Source organism: Micromonospora sp. Llam0 (genome assembly GCF_003751085.1).
Taxonomy (GTDB): Bacteria; Actinomycetota; Actinomycetes; order Mycobacteriales; family Micromonosporaceae; genus Micromonospora_E.
Genome location: NZ_RJJY01000001.1, coordinates 4,199,221 through 4,215,351, shown reverse-complemented (window position 1 = coordinate 4,215,351; position 16,131 = coordinate 4,199,221). Strand labels below are relative to the sequence as shown.

Here is a 16,131-nt window from a genome sequence, read left to right as displayed (position 1 = left end):
ATAAAGCCCCGAAAAGGGGGTGTTTCCGACGGGTGCCTGTGGAGGGACGATGCGAGTGGTGGTGACCATCGAGGCGCGGTTCGACCGTACCCCGGACGGCGCGATCTGGGCCCGGACCGGGCAGGACCACCAGTTCTGGAGCGGGTACCTGACGGCGTTCGACGAGGTCCGGGTCGTCGCCCGGGTACGTGACGCGGCCGAGCCGGCCGCCGAGGCGAAACGGGTCGACGGCCCCGGCGTCGAGGTCTGGCCGGTGCCGTACTACCTCGGGCCGTACCGCTACCTCGCCCAGCGGCCGGCAATCGGCCGGGCCGTGCGCGACTGCGCAGGCCCGCAGGACGCGGTGATCCTGCGGGCGCCGTCGCCGATCGGCACGATCCTGGCCACCGCCCGGGACCGCCGTCGCCTGCCGTACGCGATGGAAGTGGTCGGTGATCCGTACGACCTGTTCGCCCCGGGCGTGGTGGACCACCCGCTGCGGCCCGTCCTGCGGCGGCTGTACGTCGACCGGCTGCGCCGGCAGTGCCGCCGCGCCGCCGGCGCCGCCTACGTCACCGACCGTTTCCTGCAGTCCAGGTACCCGACCTCGGCGGGCGCGGTGAGCGTCGCGGTGTCCGATGTCGACCTCACTCCGGCCGCGTACGTCGACACCGCCCGCACCATCGGACGGACCGGGAGCGTCGCACCGACCCGGCAGCCGGCCACCCTGATCTCGGTCGGCTCGCTCGAACAGCGGTACAAGGGCATCGACACCCTCATCGCCGCGCTCGCCAGCCTGACCGCCGACGGCCGGGCGGTCCGGCTGGTCCACGTCGGCGACGGACGGCACCGCGCCGAGCTGGCCGACCTCGCCCGCCGGTACGGCGTCGCCGACCGGGTCGTTTTCACCGGTGCGCTGCCCGGCGGCGACGCTGTCCGCCGTCAACTCGACGCCGCCGACCTGTTCGTCATGCCGTCGCGCACCGAAGGGCTGCCCCGCGCGCTGATCGAAGCGATGGCCCGGGCACTGCCCGCGATCGGTTCACCTGTCGGCGGCATCCCCGAGCTGCTGCCACCCGGGTTCCTGGTCCCGCCGGACGACCCGGGCCGGTGGGCCGGTGCCGTCGCGGCGCTGCTGGACCGCCCGGAGCTGATGGCCGCCGCGTCGGCCCGCAACCTCGCCCGGGCCAGGGACTTCTCAGCCGAGGTGCTCACCGTCCGGCGGACCGGCTACTACCAGGCCGTCGCCGAGGCGACCGCCGAGCGCGCCGGAGGACGCGCCGGAGAACACACCGGTGGTCGCGCCGGTGGTCGCCCCGATGGGCCCAGCCGAGCCACCCAGAGGAGCTACGCGTGACCCAGCCAGCCGCGACCTCCGTCACCTTCGCCACCTCCACCGCCGAGGCACCCCGGCACGGCCCGCCCCCGCCGGCCGGCAGACCCGTGCACGTCGTTCACGTCATCGGCACGCTCGACCGCGGCGGCGCGGAGACGCTCTCGCTCGACATGTGCCGGGCCGTCCCGACCACCGAGGTACGGCAGACGTTCATCACCATGGGCGGGCGGGACGGCAGCCTGGCACCGCAGTTCCGGGCCGCCGGGGCGGCGGTCGTCCAGGTCCCGCAGCGCCCGGCCGTCACCTTCCCGCTGCGGCTGCGGCGCTGCCTGCGCTGGCGGCGGCCCGACGTCGTCGTGTCGCACATCAGCCTGTTCAGCGCGGTGGTGCTGGCGGTGGCCGCCGCGATGGGCGTGCCGGTGCGCATCGCCCGGATGTGGAGCGAAGGGGACGGCCGCCGTGACACCGTCGCCCGCCGGCTGCTGCGCGCCGTCCTGCGCCGGCTGCTGCACGTGGTCGCCACCGACATCGTCGCGGTCAGCGACGCGGCGATGGCGTACGCCGGCCGCCGCGTCGGCATGCCCGGCTGCCGGATCCTCTACAACAGCGTCGACGCGACCCGGGTCGTCGGCAGCGACCGGGCAGCGGCCCGCCAGCGGTGGGGCATCCCACCCGACGCCATGGTCATCGGCTACATCGGCCGGGCCGCGCCGGAGAAGAACCGGCCCTTCCTGGTCGACGTGCACCGTGCGGTCCAGGCTCGGGCCGAAGCCCCGGCGGGTACGACGTCGCCGGTCGGTGCGCCCCCGCCGGCGGGGGCGGCGTCGCCGGCCACCCGGCTGCTCATCGTCGGTCCGTGCGGGGTCGACGACGTGGTGTCGGCCCACCCGGATGTGCCGGACGACCCGACGGTCATCCTCGGCGGGGAAGTGGACGAGATCGCCCCGGTGCTCGCCGCCGCCGACGTCTTCGTCCTGCCCTCCCACTGGGAAGGGCTGCCCGGCGTGGTACTCGAAGCGCTCGCCGCCGGGCTGCCCGTCGTCGCCACCGACCTGCCCTGCCTGCGCGAGGCGTCCCGGTACGTCGACGGCCTCACTCTCGTCGACCTCAGCGCCGGCCCGCACCGGTGGGCCGAGGCGGTGCTGCGCGGCGCCCGGACCGGGCCGGCCGGCCGGGACCGGATCCGGGAGAGCTTCGCGACCTCACCGTTCCAGACCCGGCACGCCGCGGCACAGTGGCGGTCGCTGTGGCGGGCCGAGGCGCGGTGACCCGCGACCGGCGGTCCACCCTGGCCCTGCTGGCCGGCTCCAGCGCCGTGCAGATGAGCAGCAACATGGCGGCGGCGCTGCTGGCCGCCAGCGTGCTCGGCCCGCACGGTCGCGGGCTGATGGTGCTGGGCGTGTCCACCGCCGGCATCGTCCCGCTGCTCGCCGGCCTCGGCACCGGACCGCAGCTGCGTTCGGCGTATCCAGCGGCGGGTGGCGGCGCCCGGCGACGCGACCTGGTCGCCAGCTACACCTGGTGGTCGGCGGCGGCAACGGTCAGCGCCGCCGTACTCGCCGTCGCGGTGTCGGCGCTGTCCGCGCCGCTGATCGACCCGGCGCTCGCCGACCCCCGCTACCTGCTCGCCCTGTCGGTGCTGACCTGCGGGTACGTCGCACACACCCAGCTACCCGACGGCTGGTACGCGGCCGGCCTGTTCCGGGCCGGCAGCCTCTGGGCGATGGCGACCACCCTCGGCGGCGGGCTCGGCCTGCTCATCGCGGTCGCCGTCGCACCGAGCGTCTGGTCGTTGCTGCTCGGGCAGGGCGCCGGCATGCTGACGGCGGCCACCGCGCAGGTCGTCGCGCTGCGGGCCACCGGGCTGCTCTGCTTCCAGGCCCCGACCCGACGCGAACTGTCCCGGCTGCTCGGTCGGGGCTGCCGCGCACTCGGCCTCACCCTCGGGCTGGCCCTGGCGCTGCGGCTGGACCGCTACGTCCTCGGCGCGCTCACCGGGGCGGCGGCGGTCGGCGTCTACTCGGTGGCGTCCACCCTCGGCCAGGTGCCGAGGATGGTGCCGAACGCCATCGGCCAGCTCGTCAACCGGGAGGCCGCGGTGGCGTCCGGACCGTTGCGCCCGGTCCGCACGGTCGCGGCGACCGTCGGCGCGGTGACCGCCGTCGGCGCGGTGACCGGGCTGCTGGGCTGGCTGGTGATCATCCCGCTGCTCGGCCCCGGGTTCGCCGGCGCCGGACCACTGCTGGTGGTGCTGCTGGTCGCCGAGGTCGCGTTCGTGCCGTACGCGGTGGCGAGCCGGGCCCTGCTCGGTGCCGGGCGGATGGGCGCGGTCGGTGCGTTCGGCCTGGCCTGGAGCGCGGCGGCGCTGGTGCTGTTCCTGCTGGTCGTCCAACTGTGGGGCGCGGTGGGCGCGGCGGTCGCCTGCGTCGCGCTGTACGCCGGCATCTCGGCGTCGTCCTGGCTGCTGCTGACCCGCCGGGCCGCCCGCCGGCAGGGACCGGACGGACCCCGCCTCACGGACTCCGACGACCCGCGCTCCGAGGCAGCCGACGACCCGCGCTCCGGGGCAGCCGGTGACGCCCAACCGCGACCGGCCCCGCTCAGCCGGGTGTGACCCACCGACCAGTGATGGAGTGATGTCGATGCTTCCCTACGGGCGTCCCTGTCTGGACGAGTCCGACGCCGAAGCGGTCGCCGCCGCCGTACGCACCGAGTGGCTGACCGCCGGCCCGACCGTACGCCGGTTCGAGAGCGAGCTGGGCGGCTACCTCGGCGGGGTCGGCTGCGTCAGCGTCAGCTCCGGCACCACCGCGCTGCACTCCGCGTACGGTGCCGTCGGCCTGCGCCCCGGCGACGAGGTGGTCACCACGCCGTTGACCTTCGTGGCGACGGCGGCGACCGCCGCGCTGCACGGTGCCCGGGTGGTCTTCGCCGACGTCGAGGAGGCGACCGGCAACCTGGACCCGGCCGCCGTACAGGCCGCGGTGACCTCCCGGACCCGGGTGGTCACCGCCGTCGACTACGCCGGCCACCCCGCCGAGTACGGGCAGCTGCGCAAGGTCGCCGCCGACGCGGGAGCGCTGCTGTTCGACGACGCGGCGCACGCGATCGGGTCGACGTACCGGGGCGTGCCGGTCGGCGCGCTCGCCGACCTGACGACCTTCTCGTTCTTCCCGACCAAGAACCTCACCACCGGCGAGGGCGGCGCGGTGACCGGCACCGACCCGGACCTGCTGGACCGGGTACGCCGGTTCGCCAACCACGGCATGGTCCGCGACCCGCAGCAGCTGCGGTACCGCGACGAAGGCGGCTGGCACCAGGAGGTGCACAGCTTCGGCCTCAACTACCGGCTCTCCGACGTGCTCTGCGGGCTCGGGCTCAACCAGCTGACCCGGCTGCCCCGGTTCAAGGCCGACCGGGCCCGGCTGGCGGCCCGCTACCACGAACTGCTCGCCGATCTGCCGGGTCTGCGGCTGCCCGAACGGCGGCCCTGGGTCGACCCGGTCTGGCATCTCTACCCGGTACGCGTACTCGCTGGCCGCCGACGTGAGGTCTACGACCGGATGCGGGCGGCGGGCATCGGCGTCCAGGTCAACTACCTGCCGGTCTACCGGCATCCGGTGTTCGCCGACCTCGGTTACCGGCAGGGACAGTGCCCGACGGCAGAGGCGTACTACGCCGAGGAGCTGTCCCTGCCGATCCATCCGGACCTGCGCGACGTCGACCAGGACCGGGTGGTCGACGCCCTGCGGACGATCCTGGGCTGACCGGGGGACGTTGCTGGGCTGGACGTGTGGGCGGCGGGGCGTCCCGGCCGGTGGACGGTGCCGGCCGGGACGCCGGTCACTAACCGACGCGGACGAGCTGCCACTGCTGGTTGGCGCCGCCCCAGTCGTCGTACTGGACGATGTTGCCGCCGTCGGCGGTCGAGGCGCCCTGGACTTCGAGGGCCTTGTTGCTGTGCCGGCTGATCAGCCGGACGTAGCCGCTTGAGTCGGCGATCCGCCACTGCTGGTTGGTGCCGTTGTGGTCGGTCCACTGGACGATGGCCGCGCCGTTGGCGGTGGACCACTCGTAGACGTCGAGGACCTTGCCGGAGTGGCGGGACTTCAGCCGGTAGTAGCCGCCGCCGGAGTCGACGAACTGCCACTGCTGCCAGTTGCCGTCGTTGCGGGACCACTGGGTGATCCGGGCGCCATCCTCCGTGGACAGGTTGTAGACGTCGAGGGCTTTGCCGCTGTTGCGGTTGACCAGGACGTACCAGGCGTTCGGGTCCACCGGGCCGGTGCCGGGGTCGCCGCCGCCAGCGGAGTTGAGGGCGTTGAGTACGGCGTCGTAGGCGGGTTTCTTGTTGCCGTTGCCGTCGAACAGCAGCGGGTTGGCGCCGGTGCGCCAGGAGTCGGGGTCGAGGACGCCCCAGACGGTGATGCCGGTGCACCGGGCGACGGCGAGGCAGGCGCGGGTGACCTGGCCGTACATGTTGGCCTGGTTTCCGCCCTGCTGGATGTCGAGTTCGGTGATCTGGACGTCGACGCCGAGGTCGGCGAAGCGTTGGATGTTCTGCTGGTAGGTGGGGTCGAGGCTGGTGCCGAGGTGGGACTGCAGGCCGACGCAGTCGATGGGTACGCCGCGGGCCTTGAAGTCGCGGACCATGTTGTAGATGCCGGTGGACTTGGCGTTGATGCCGTCGGTGTTGTAGTCGTTGTAGCAGAGTTTGGCGCCGGGGTCGGCGGCGCGGGCGGTGCGGAAGGCGACCTCGATCCAGTCGTTGCCGGTGCGTTGCAGGTTGGAGTCGCGGCGGCCGCCGCTGCCGCCGTCGGCGAATGCCTCGTTGACGACGTCCCAGGAGTGGATCTGGCCGCGCCAGTGGCCGGCGACGCGGTTGATGTGGTTGATCATGGCGTTGCGTAGGGCGGTGCCGGACATGTTCTGCGCCCACTGGGGTTGTTGGGCGTGCCAGACGAGGGTGTGGCCGCGGACGGTCATGCCGCGGGCGCGGGCGTGGGCGATGAGCTGGTCGCCGGCGGTGAAGTTGAACTGGTTCTGGTTGGGTTCGGTGTGGTACCACTTCATTTCGTTCTCGGCCACGATGGAGTTGAACTCGCGGTTGAGGACGGTGGCGTGGGGTTGCCGGTTCAGCATGAACGAGTTGGTGGCGGCGCCGAAGTAGCGGCCGCTCTCGGCGGCGGCCGCACCCAACGTCGACGCCGCGCTGGCCGGGCCGGCCACCGCGACCGCGCCGAGGAGCATCGCGGCAACGGCGGTCAACGACAGCAACATCCGTCGGGGTAGGCGGGACGGCCGGACGGCGGCATGCGCGGCGCGTCTGCCGGTGGGGTGGGGACTGGGACGGACCAGTGGTGTCACGAGGGCTCCCGGGTGCGACGGTGACCTGACAGGTCGATGTGGACATGTTGTTAGCGCTACCGACTGCTCGCAGCGTGAGTGGCCTGGACGGCGGCCGCCTGCATTGAGAGCGCTAACATTGATGTCCGTAACATTGCCAGATAGTTTCGCCACCTTCAAGGGGCGCGCCGCGTCACATCGGGCCGCACCGGCCGCATCGGGTGGCGACGCGCTACCGGACCGTACCGGCGAAGTCCTGATGGCCGAGCACCGCGAGCAGCCGGATCTTCTCCTCGGCCTCGCTGCCCGGCCGGGGCGTCAACACCAGCAATGCCTGCCCCTGGTCCTCGGTGAACAGCGCCTGACAGTCCACCTCGATGTCGCCGACCTCGGGATGCACCAGCGTCTTGTGGTCGGCGAACCGGCGGGCCACCTCGTGCCGCTGCCACAGGTCACGGAACTCGTGCGACCCGGCCAGCAGCGCCCGCACCAACTCGCCGGCGCGTGACCGGGGACCCGCCGCGCCGTACGCCGCCCGCAACGCAGCGACCAGGCTCCGGCCCTGCCGGTCGTGATCCTCCGCCGGATACACCGACCGGGCGGTCGGGTCGGTGAACCAGCGGTAGACGTCACTGCGGGCCAGCCCGGTGCGGGTCGCCGGATCACCGAAGATCGACACCGCCAGGCGGTTCGCCACCAGCACCTCGCTCAGCGACGACAGGATCAGCGCCGGAGTGTCCGCCATCCGGTCCAGCACCCGCAGCAGGGCCGGCGCGACATGCCCGTCCTCAGGCGTGCGACGCGGCACGTTGTGCCCGGCCAACCGGTACAGGTGGTCGCGCTCCTCGGCGGTCAGCCGCAGCGTACGGGCGAGCGCGGCGAGCATCTGCTCCGACGGCTGCGGCCCGCGTCGCTGCTCCAGCCGTACGTAGTAGTCGACCGACATCCCGGTCAGTGCCGCCACCTCCTCGCGCCGCAACCCGGGGGTACGGCGACGAGGGCCCGACATCAGGCCGACATCGGCGGGACGCAGCGCGGCACGACGGCGGCGGAGAAAGTCGGCCAGGCCGGTACGGTCCATGTCCCCATCCTGCGACCGCAGGGCCCGGCTCAACCAGGGATCGCCGGTCCCACGATCACCGGGTCACTGCCGCCCGGCGCGCGCGACACCGAACGTAGTGGGCATGAACCCATCCGGAAACACCATCTTCGTGCCAGGTGGCACATCCGGCATCGGACTCGCCCTGGCCGAGCGGCTGAAGACCACCGGAAACACCGTGATCATCGGCGGCCGCCGCGCCGACCTGCTCGACCGGCTCGCCGCCGAGCACGGCTTCGGCACCGTACGCATCGACGTCACCGACCCGGCGTCCATCGCGCAGGCCGCCGCCACCGTCGTCGACCGCTACCCGGAGCTGAACGTCCTGGTCGCGATGGCCGGCATCATGCGGCGCGAAGACTGGACGGACCCGGCCTTCCTCGCCGACGCCGAGGAGATCGTCACCACCAACCTGCTCGGCCCGATCCGGCTGATCGCCGCCTTCACCGGGCACCTGCAGACCAGGCCCGATGCCACGATCATGACGGTCTCCTCCGGCCTGGCACACGTCCCACTGCGCGTCACCCCGACCTACAACGCCACCAAGGCCGCGATTCACCTGCTCAGCGAAACGCTGCGCCTGCAGCTGGCACCGACCGGCGTACAGGTGACGGAGTTGGTCCCGCCCGCCGTGCGGACCGGGTTGCTGCCAGGCCAGGAGACATCGGAGTTCGCGATGCCGCTCGACGAGTACGCCGACGAGGTGATGGCCCTGATCAAGGCCGACCAGCACGCCGACGAGATCCTCGTCGACCGGGTGAAGTTCCTCCGGTACGCCGAGACGCGCGGCGACTACGACCAGGTCGTGGCCACCCTCAACGCCGCCGACCCGCACGCCCGCTGACCCGCACGACGGAAAGGGAAAACCCATGCCGTACGCCAACCTGAAGGTCCCCGCCGACACGCTGACACCGGAGTCGAAGAAGAAGCTGCAGGACGCGGTCACCGACGCGTTCGCGGACGTGTACGGCGAACGCGCCCGGCCGAACACGCTGGTGATCCTCGAAGAAGTCACCGACGGTGGTTGGAGCCTGGGCGGCACCATCCTCAACGCCGACCTGCTCGGCCGCAGCTGACCTGGCCGGGGCATGCGTCGAGGGCCGGACCCCGTACCCGGGGGTCCGGCCCTCGCGCTGACATAACGCCCAACGAGGTCCGGACCGGACAGCTACTGCGGCTGCCGAGGATAGCCAGGCGGTTCGTGGGTAGCCCCCGAGGAAACCGGCGGGCCCCATCCGCGTACGGGCGTATTTCGGGAGGTCGACGTGAAACTGGGGAACAAGGTTCTGGACGAGACCAGGGACAAGGTGCGGGAGCATGTCGGCTCGGCGCGGGACGTCTCGGCGGCACAGGCAAGGAGCTGGCACTACCGCGATCTCACCCATGAAACCGGCGCCCCGGACGTTGCGGGAGATCTGGTCGCCTTTCCGGTGACCGGCACCGACCCCCGGCTCTACTACCCGGGCGCCGACCACCACGTGCATGAGCTTGCCTACTACCAGGGCGGTTGGCACCACCGTGACATCACCGCCGCCGCAGGCGCCCGAGTGGTCAGGAGAGGGCGGCTGGCCGGGTTCGCAATGAACGGAACGGAGCCGCGGGTCTACCACGATGACTACGACGACCATGTGCACGAGCTCGCGTACCGCCAGGGCCGTTGGCATGATCGTGATCTGACCGCGGAGGCCGGCGCGCCGGCGAGTTCCATCGCCGCCATCGCAGCGTTCCAGGCGACCAGCACTGATCCACGGGTCTACTACATGAACTACGACGGGCATGTGGGCGAGTTCTCCCACTGGCAACAGGGCTGGCACCATCGCGATCTGACCGCAGATGTCGGCGTCCCGGACGCGGCCCTGTTCGCACTCGTTGCGTTCACCGCAGGCGGTGCCGACTCCCGGGTCTACCACCTGGACCGTGACGGGCACGTGCACGAGCTGTCGTACTGGCAGGGGCGCTGGCACCACCGAGATCTCGTCCGTGACATCGGCGCCCCGGCAGCGGACGGCAATCTGCTGGCTGGCTTCACCGTGGGCGGCCCTGATTCCCGGATCTACTACATGGACACAGCGGAGCACGTGCGCGAACTGTCGTACTGGCAGGGTCGCTGGCACCACCGAGATCTCACCGAAGACGTGGGGGCTGTCCGCCCGGAGTCCGCTGGACTGGCCGGCTTCCCGATGGGCAGCGGTGGCGACGCGCGGGTCTACTCGAAGGGCACATACACCGGACACATCTACGAGTACGCCTACTACGACGGCGGCTGGCACTACCAGGACGTCACCGACAGCGCCGACGCTCCCACCTGGGGTGGCGGCGGCACGATCGAGGCGTTCCTCGTGGCCGGCTCCGATCCGCGGGTCTACTACTACGACAACACCAACATCAACGAGCTCGCCAGCTACGTCGACGCGCCAAGTGAACCGCCGGGGCCACAGACCAGGACCGTACGACTGCAGCGGCAGATCATCTGGGAGGGCTTTGTACCGTATCTCGGCCAGTTCCCAGCCTTCGGCATCGTGTCACCGGGGCGACTCGTCGGGATAGAGGTTCCCCGGATCGGGCTGGTGGACCGGACGGTTCTCTTCGTCAAGGCCGGTCGTTCGACAGCGGAGTGCAACAACCCCGCTGCCGTGGTTGCACTGGACGAGGGGGAGTCGTCCACCCCGGATCAGATCCGGGACATCTTCGGCCAGCCACAACCACGATTCTCGAGCGGGCAGCCGCTCAGCTTCCTCGCGTGCGTCGGAACCGCCGGTGACCTGCCAGACTGGCTGGACATCGAGATAACCGTACGGTTCGACTGATCCGACTTGGGATGTACGTCGAGGGCCGGACCCCGGGTACGGGGTCCGGCCCTTCGACTTGGGCTTCTGGTGTTCGGGTCAGCTGTTCCAGTGCTGGGCGACGAGTTCGGCGGCCTGGGTCTCCCACTGGGCGTAGTGGTCCGGGTACGCCGACACCTGCACCGCCTGGGCGGCCTCGGTCAGCGGCATGTCCTGCCAGCCGTCGACCTGCTTCAGGGCGTCGAGGAACGCGGTGGTGGAGTACTCCACGTCGGTGATCTGCTCGACCGTGCCCCAGCCGGAGGAGGGGCGCTGCTGGAACAGGCCCTGCGAGTCGTGGTCGTTGCGGTCCCCGAGGTGGCCGAGGTTCTCCAGCTTGGACTCCTGCAGGGCGGTGGCGATGGCGACCACGGCGGCCCGCTCGTCCATGCCGGCCTTCTTCGTGGCGGCGATGATGCCCTTGACGTTGTCGGTCTGCTCGCCGGACAGGGTGATCCGGGACTGCTCGCCCCGCACACCGTGCGGGGTCAGCTTGCCGGTGTCGACGCCGCTGGCGGCGGCGGCGGACACGGGTGCGGCCAGGGCGGTGGGGGCGTGGTCGGCGGCCAGGGCGGGGGCGGCGATCGCGCCGCCGGCCAGGGTCAGACCGGCGATGCCCAGGGCGGTGTTGCGCAGGCTGGTGCGCAGGGTACGGGTGATGATCGTGGTCATGGGGGGTCCACCTTCCGTTTCCGAGGGGGCACACCCGTCACGGGCGGGTGGGTGCGCGGTAAACGGTCATCCGGGTGGTACGGAGTCGGGCGCGGGCGCGGGTGCGCTGCTGCGCGCCGTGACCATGTACAACCACGCCGGCCCGTCGACGATTCCCGACCGGGTCTGCTTTCCCGGTTTGATGCCACAGGTGCATCAAGATGCACCTGTGGCATCAAACCGGGGCGGCGCTCCCGTGCTGCCAGCCAGCGGCGTCGACACGTCGGCACCCCCGGTGTGGTCGGCTGGTCCGTTAAAGTGGTTTCAACCTTGGTGCCAGCCTCGGCGGGCCGGTGCCGGGCCCACCTTGCAAGACGCAGCGGCCTTCGGCGAGCCAACGCGTGACCCCACCCGTCACCAGCAGCGGAGAGGCTCCACCATGCCGGCAGATCGCCGAAGCCGCAGCGCCCGTGACTCCGCCAGATCGTCCGCCCGGCCGGCTACCCGGGCAGCCCCGCCGGGGACGCCGTTGGTACGTCGCCTGGCTCCACTGGTGATCGCATTCGCGCTGGGCGCACTACTCGCTGCGCCGATCGGAGCCGTGACCGCAGGCGACTCCACTGACACAGGTGACTCCGCACCGGCCGACGACCGGGTCGCACAACTGCAGGCGCAAGAGGAGGAGCGGAACGCGACGCAGATCGTGGAGCTGACCTCACTTGCCCGCCGTACGCAGGAGAGCCTCTTGCCAGTGCTCGACGGGCTGGCCGGTGCGGTGCCGGCGGGCCAACCGCCCGGTCCGGCAGCTCCCCAGTCAGACGTCGAAGGGTGGCGGGGCATCACCAGGGACGTGGTCGAGGACTTCGCCAACCCGCCGTCCGGCGGCACCGGCGTCAACATCGCCCGTTCCGGCCTGGCTGCGGCGGTACGGGCGCTCGACGCCGCAGTCGACACGTACGCGGCGGCGCTGGCCCTTCCACAGGATGCCCGTGGAACTCTGCTGGAGCTCGCCGGCCGTCAGCGGGACATCGCGGTCACCACCTGGTCGGTCGCCGCGACGCAACTAGACGTGCTCAACGTCGACGCCGGCAACGGGCACACCCACGTCTTCCTTCCAGCCGCGCCGGGGCAGGGCGCGCTGACCGCCGACGGCGTACCGGAAGGGAAATAGCGCCGCTGACCTGCGGCGGAGCAAGTGGAGCGGGCGACGAGAATCGAACTCGCGTAATCAGTTTGGAAGATCGCCCACCTCGGACGTGATCTTGCTGGTCGCCCTGGTCACGGTGCCGGTGGTGGTGTCCGCTCGTGCCCGCTGGTGACCGCCTACGGCACCTGCTTATGGCACGCGGATGGCACGGCGGCCAGGGCGCGGCCGACCGGCGTCGTACGGCTTCCCGCCCCGGCCTTCGGGCCGGGGCGGCTTGCCGTGCCGGCGGTTCTCCGCGACCTGGACCACGTTGGCCGGTGGCAAGCCGCGAAGCGGCGCGGCAGTCGATCGCCCTACCCTCGACGGCAGCCAACCACCTCCGCGATCGTCACGGCCGGAAGCCACCAGTGCGCGCCGCGCCGGCCGATGCCGGCCGGAGGCCGCCAGCAGGCCGAGCGCGAGCGGGCCGCGCTCGCGCGGCCCCTTGATCCAGAAGAGAAGGTCTCGGCAGTGCGTAGGGCAGTAGGGCAGGTGGGCAATGGGTAGCAGAGTTGGTTAGCTTCTCTGTAGAAGCACCATAACGACGGTTGTTCGCGCGACCCAGATCCACTACGGTGTCGACAAGGTCACATCTTGTATGTCCTGGCTCTATAGCCGCCGTGCCGAGGAGGCGTAATGATCGACATGTCTACATGGGAGGTGCTGAAGGTTGATGTGCTTGAGCTGAGGCTGGATCCGCTCAACGTGCGTCTCGATCTGGCTGCAGATGCTCCCGAGTCGGATATCATTAACGACCTGTTCGTGAATGAAAAGGCCTTCGCTCTTATCGACAGCATTGTAAAAATCGGAATTTTGACGCATGATGTGCCGATCGTTCTTAAGCGCGGGCGAGAGTTGTTCGTGGTTGAGGGAAATCGGCGAATCGCAGCCCTCAAAGCGATTCAGAACCCGTTTCTCGCCCCGAGTCATCAAGCGCGAATCAATAAGTTGCTTGAGGGGTTCGAATTCAGGGATTCTCTGCGACATGTTGAGGTGAAGAGGGCCCCATCGCAGGCTGATGCAGATCAGCTGATCGCTGCTCTTCATACGGGTAATCAGCGAGTCAGATGGTCGCCAGCACGGCAGGCGGCGTTCTTTCAGGCTCAAATTGACGCCGGCAAGTCGGCAGAGGATCTCTTTAGGCTATATCCGACAATCGATGTCAAAAAATTTATCACGCGGAGCCAGATTCTTAATCTGTTCAGGGCGGCCAGCTATGAAAATCCTGCCTTGAAGGATTTCGTTCGCGCTCGTCGATTTCCGGTGTCGACCCTTGCTCGCCTCTACGATAACGAGAAATTCTTGGACTTGATTGGAGTTAGGGTCAATAGTTCCGACGGAACAGTTAAACTGGAAACGGGGCCGAAGCGATTCGCACTAGTTGCTGAAAAGATCGTGGATGGGATCTACAAGAAGGATCTAGACACGCGCTCGCTGAACTCCACCAGCAGTAGCGCCTATAAGCGGCTTATGGATGAGATCAGAGACATCATGAATGACGATGCTGTCGAAGATCGCGAAGCAGGTCCTGAGCCAGCAGATGATACCAGATCATCTCACTCGGGGTGGGGCGGTAAGCCGTCAGATAGAAGATCGGGCGACGCACATAGACCGGCGACCGGTGCTTCCCTGAGCGATCCGCAGAAACAAGATAACCGCGAGTCTGGTAAAGCTGATCAGTCGACCGCCGAGAAGCCCTCAAAGAGGCAGCGCAACTACCTTGATACAGAAGACATCACCGTTTCTGCAGACCGCCCTCCTGCCATACATCAGATATTTAATGAGCTGTCGAACCTGCGAACAGACAAGTTCCCGAATGCAACGCTGGATCTCATTCGGACATTCCTTGAGAAGTCGATCAAGGCATATGCAGACTCAATGAAGGTAGACATTAGGGCTAGTCTTAACGCTGCTAACGCGAAGGGAGGTGGCGATGCCAAGAGCTCTGTAAGGTTCGTGCAGTTAGGAGAGTGCCTTATCTGGCTAGAAAAGCACTTTCAGGAGAACGGGCCGACTGCGCTGCGGCAGGTTGTGGTCAAGATTAGAGCGGGAAAGGTGGCTTCCGACTACCTAGTTTCCGCCGATCACATGAATGCAATCAACCATAATCATGAGATCTTCGCGACTACCTCTGATGTGCGAGATTGCTGGGATGCGATGCGAGGTCTACTGAAAGCTATCCTGACATGACCATCGATGCCTTCAGAACGAACCCGAGTCGCTTGAAGCGGCCCTCTATCTCGCCCTTGCGTTACCCAGGTGGAAAAGCGTCCCTCTACGCTCGCCTACGGGCGCTTATTCGATATAACGGGCTCACCTCTGGGACCTACATCGAGCCGTATGCAGGTGGTGCCGGCGCAGCCTTGGGTTTGTTGGTGACCGGACAGGTCAACGATATCATTATCAATGACCTCGATCCGGCAATATTTGCTTTCTGGAAGGGGCTCGTAGATGCGCCGTCGGAATTTTCCCAGATGATCCGTGGGGCGCGGCTCAGTGTCGCCGAATGGGAAAGGCAGCGTGATCTGTATCTCAACGCTCCTCGTGACGACTACCTAAGTCTGGGGTTCGCGACCTTCTACTTGAATAGAACGAATCGATCTGGTGTGCTGAACGGTGGGCCCATTGGCGGGATGGATCAATCGGGTAATTACAAGATTGACGCGCGCTTCAACAAGGATGGGCTGATCGAGCGCGTGCGCCTGATTGGAATGTACAGTAAGCGTATCGCGGTCCATAATATGGACGGCATTGCTCTGATTAGGAGGTATATCGACGATTCCAAGGTGCTGGTGTACGCTGACCCTCCCTATTTTGAGAAGGCTGGGTCCTTGTATCTCAACTCGTTTACAAGCGACGACCATAAAGCGCTCGCCGAGTGTTTGAACGGACTGAAAGACCGACTGTGGCTGCTAACCTACGATAATGTGCCCCAAGTGTCGAATTTGTACGGCGGCCGTCGGTCCGAGGAGATCTCGCTAAACTACTCGGCGCATCGCGTTATGAAAGCCAAGGAAATCATGGTCTACTCCGACGCTTTGGTGATCGGCGAGGATCGGTTGCTGTAAACTCTCGTAGTCACGGCTGCCATCGACCCGTCCTACCTGCGGAAAGGTATTCGGCCTGGATTGGCCGTAGTGGTGGGAAGGCAGCCTTCTTCTGGGTCGCCAAATATGTGAAGCTTGGAGGTTTAAGACCGTACGAGTGAGGCTGGATAGGTTATAGCGGCATCGAGCGTAGGTGGATGTGGCCCGACTCCGCTTGCATCGCGGCAGAGGCCCTCCATCGGTGCCGGTGTGTCACCCAATGTCGTTGGAACCGACTATCACGGCGAGGCGTTCTGCGGCGGCGTGGATTGCCTGTTGGGGTCCTGGGCGGCTGGGTAGCCAGACTGCGCATACGGGCTGGATGGTGGCGGCGATAGAGGCGAGCTGGGCAGGCGTAGTGGGGTCGGGTAGCGCGTCGAGCTGCGCGCAGGCGTCGACCGTGGTGCGGTAGCGGTGTTGGTCGGTCGGGGTGTCCTGCCAGTGTGGGGAGTTGCGCCAGTCGTGCACGCGGGTGAGAAGTTCGGCGGCTGCGGCGCGGATGGCGGCGGCGTGGGCAGCGAGGCGTTCGGGGTCCGGGTGAGGGTCCGGGGTGGGGTCGTCTCGCATGCCGTGATGGTACCGGCGTGGGGACTGCGGGTGATCTTGCGGCCGCTGGTCCTGGT

General features: G+C 68.6%; 14 protein-coding genes. 10 read left to right on the top strand and 4 right to left on the bottom strand.

What is annotated here, in order from left to right; all coding sequences use genetic code 11:
• Nucleotides 1-49 precede the first annotated feature (49 nt).
• From EDC02_RS18435 to EDC02_RS18420, 4 genes are read left to right on the top strand one after another with little or no spacing between them, the layout of a single operon-like run.
• A complete protein-coding gene (locus EDC02_RS18435; RefSeq protein ID WP_123603037.1) occupies nt 50-1,336 on the top strand; it encodes a glycosyltransferase in 1,287 nt (428 codons plus the stop codon).
• The gene (locus EDC02_RS18430; RefSeq protein ID WP_123603036.1) at nt 1,333-2,583 is read left to right on the top strand and encodes a glycosyltransferase family 4 protein; all 1,251 of its coding nucleotides are present in this window, start codon (nt 1,333-1,335) and stop codon (nt 2,581-2,583) included. The genes EDC02_RS18435 and EDC02_RS18430 overlap by 4 nt, the downstream gene beginning before the upstream one ends.
• On the top strand, nt 2,580-3,929 hold the full coding sequence (locus EDC02_RS18425; protein WP_148083509.1) for a lipopolysaccharide biosynthesis protein: 1,350 nt from the start codon (nt 2,580-2,582) through the stop codon (nt 3,927-3,929). Before EDC02_RS18430 ends, EDC02_RS18425 begins: the two co-directional genes overlap by 4 nt.
• Nucleotides 3,930-3,957: 28 nt before the next feature.
• Nucleotides 3,958-5,082 (top strand): DegT/DnrJ/EryC1/StrS aminotransferase family protein, encoded by a 1,125-nt coding sequence (locus EDC02_RS18420; RefSeq protein ID WP_199757673.1) that lies wholly within the window; start codon nt 3,958-3,960, stop codon nt 5,080-5,082.
• 79 nt (nt 5,083-5,161) lie between these two features.
• Here EDC02_RS18420 and EDC02_RS18415 read toward each other — a convergent pair whose 3' ends face one another.
• Nucleotides 5,162-6,595 carry an endo-1,4-beta-xylanase gene (locus tag EDC02_RS18415; protein WP_123603033.1) on the bottom strand — a complete coding sequence of 478 codons (1,434 nt, stop codon included), beginning with the start codon at nt 6,593-6,595 and terminating at the stop codon, nt 5,162-5,164.
• A 298-nt stretch (nt 6,596-6,893) separates the two neighbouring features.
• Nucleotides 6,894-7,742 (bottom strand): helix-turn-helix transcriptional regulator, encoded by an 849-nt coding sequence (locus EDC02_RS18410; protein WP_123603032.1) that lies wholly within the window; start codon nt 7,740-7,742, stop codon nt 6,894-6,896.
• A gap of 103 nt (nt 7,743-7,845) precedes the next feature.
• On the opposite strand from EDC02_RS18410, the gene EDC02_RS18405 reads away from it, so the two are divergent.
• The 3 genes from EDC02_RS18405 (at nt 7,846) to EDC02_RS18395 (ending at nt 10,567) form a co-directional block, all read left to right on the top strand.
• The gene (locus EDC02_RS18405) at nt 7,846-8,604 is read left to right on the top strand and encodes an SDR family oxidoreductase (protein ID WP_123603031.1); all 759 of its coding nucleotides are present in this window, start codon (nt 7,846-7,848) and stop codon (nt 8,602-8,604) included.
• Nucleotides 8,605-8,629: 25 nt separating this feature from the next.
• Nucleotides 8,630-8,836 (top strand): tautomerase family protein, encoded by a 207-nt coding sequence (locus EDC02_RS18400; protein WP_123603030.1) that lies wholly within the window; start codon nt 8,630-8,632, stop codon nt 8,834-8,836.
• Between the two features lie 189 nt (nt 8,837-9,025).
• Entirely contained in the window at nt 9,026-10,567 is a 1,542-nt protein-coding gene (locus tag EDC02_RS18395) for a hypothetical protein (protein ID WP_123603029.1), read from the top strand.
• 78 nt (nt 10,568-10,645) lie between these two features.
• On the opposite strand, the gene EDC02_RS18390 is transcribed toward EDC02_RS18395, so the two are convergent.
• Nucleotides 10,646-11,233, bottom strand: coding sequence for a hypothetical protein (locus EDC02_RS18390; RefSeq protein WP_123604914.1), 588 nt, complete (start codon nt 11,231-11,233; stop codon nt 10,646-10,648).
• Nucleotides 11,234-11,789: 556 nt separating this feature from the next.
• On the opposite strand from EDC02_RS18390, the gene EDC02_RS18385 reads away from it, so the two are divergent.
• The 3 genes from EDC02_RS18385 (at nt 11,790) to EDC02_RS18375 (ending at nt 15,490) form a co-directional block, all read left to right on the top strand.
• Nucleotides 11,790-12,407, top strand: coding sequence for a hypothetical protein (locus EDC02_RS18385; protein WP_123603028.1), 618 nt, complete (start codon nt 11,790-11,792; stop codon nt 12,405-12,407).
• A gap of 651 nt (nt 12,408-13,058) precedes the next feature.
• Nucleotides 13,059-14,612: a hypothetical protein gene (locus EDC02_RS18380; protein WP_123603027.1), complete on the top strand. Its 1,554-nt coding sequence runs from the start codon at nt 13,059-13,061 to the stop codon at nt 14,610-14,612.
• Nucleotides 14,609-15,490, top strand: a complete 882-nt coding sequence (locus tag EDC02_RS18375) for a DNA adenine methylase (RefSeq protein ID WP_123603026.1) — start codon at nt 14,609-14,611, stop codon at nt 15,488-15,490. Before EDC02_RS18380 ends, EDC02_RS18375 begins: the two co-directional genes overlap by 4 nt.
• Nucleotides 15,491-15,721: 231 nt before the next feature.
• On the opposite strand, the gene EDC02_RS39600 is transcribed toward EDC02_RS18375, so the two are convergent.
• On the bottom strand, nt 15,722-16,075 hold the full coding sequence (locus EDC02_RS39600; RefSeq protein WP_148083508.1) for a hypothetical protein: 354 nt from the start codon (nt 16,073-16,075) through the stop codon (nt 15,722-15,724).
• Between the last annotated feature and the right edge of the window lie 56 nt (nt 16,076-16,131).

Bases quoted from the DNA above. Each gene is read 5' to 3' on its own strand.
- EDC02_RS18435 (WP_123603037.1), top strand. From the start codon at position 50: ATGCGAGTGGTGGTGACCATCGAGGCGCGGTTCGACCGTACCCCGGAC.
- EDC02_RS18420 (WP_199757673.1), top strand. From the start codon at position 3,958: ATGCTTCCCTACGGGCGTCCCTGTCTGGACGAGTCCGACGCCGAAGCG.
- EDC02_RS18415 (WP_123603033.1), bottom strand. From the start codon at position 6,595: ATGTTGCTGTCGTTGACCGCCGTTGCCGCGATGCTCCTCGGCGCGGTC.
- EDC02_RS18410 (WP_123603032.1), bottom strand. From the start codon at position 7,742: ATGGACCGTACCGGCCTGGCCGACTTTCTCCGCCGCCGTCGTGCCGCG.
- EDC02_RS18405 (WP_123603031.1), top strand. From the start codon at position 7,846: ATGAACCCATCCGGAAACACCATCTTCGTGCCAGGTGGCACATCCGGC.
- EDC02_RS18400 (WP_123603030.1), top strand. From the start codon at position 8,630: ATGCCGTACGCCAACCTGAAGGTCCCCGCCGACACGCTGACACCGGAG.
- EDC02_RS18380 (WP_123603027.1), top strand. From the start codon at position 13,059: ATGATCGACATGTCTACATGGGAGGTGCTGAAGGTTGATGTGCTTGAG.
- EDC02_RS18375 (WP_123603026.1), top strand. From the start codon at position 14,609: ATGACCATCGATGCCTTCAGAACGAACCCGAGTCGCTTGAAGCGGCCC.
- EDC02_RS39600 (WP_148083508.1), bottom strand. From the start codon at position 16,075: ATGCGAGACGACCCCACCCCGGACCCTCACCCGGACCCCGAACGCCTC.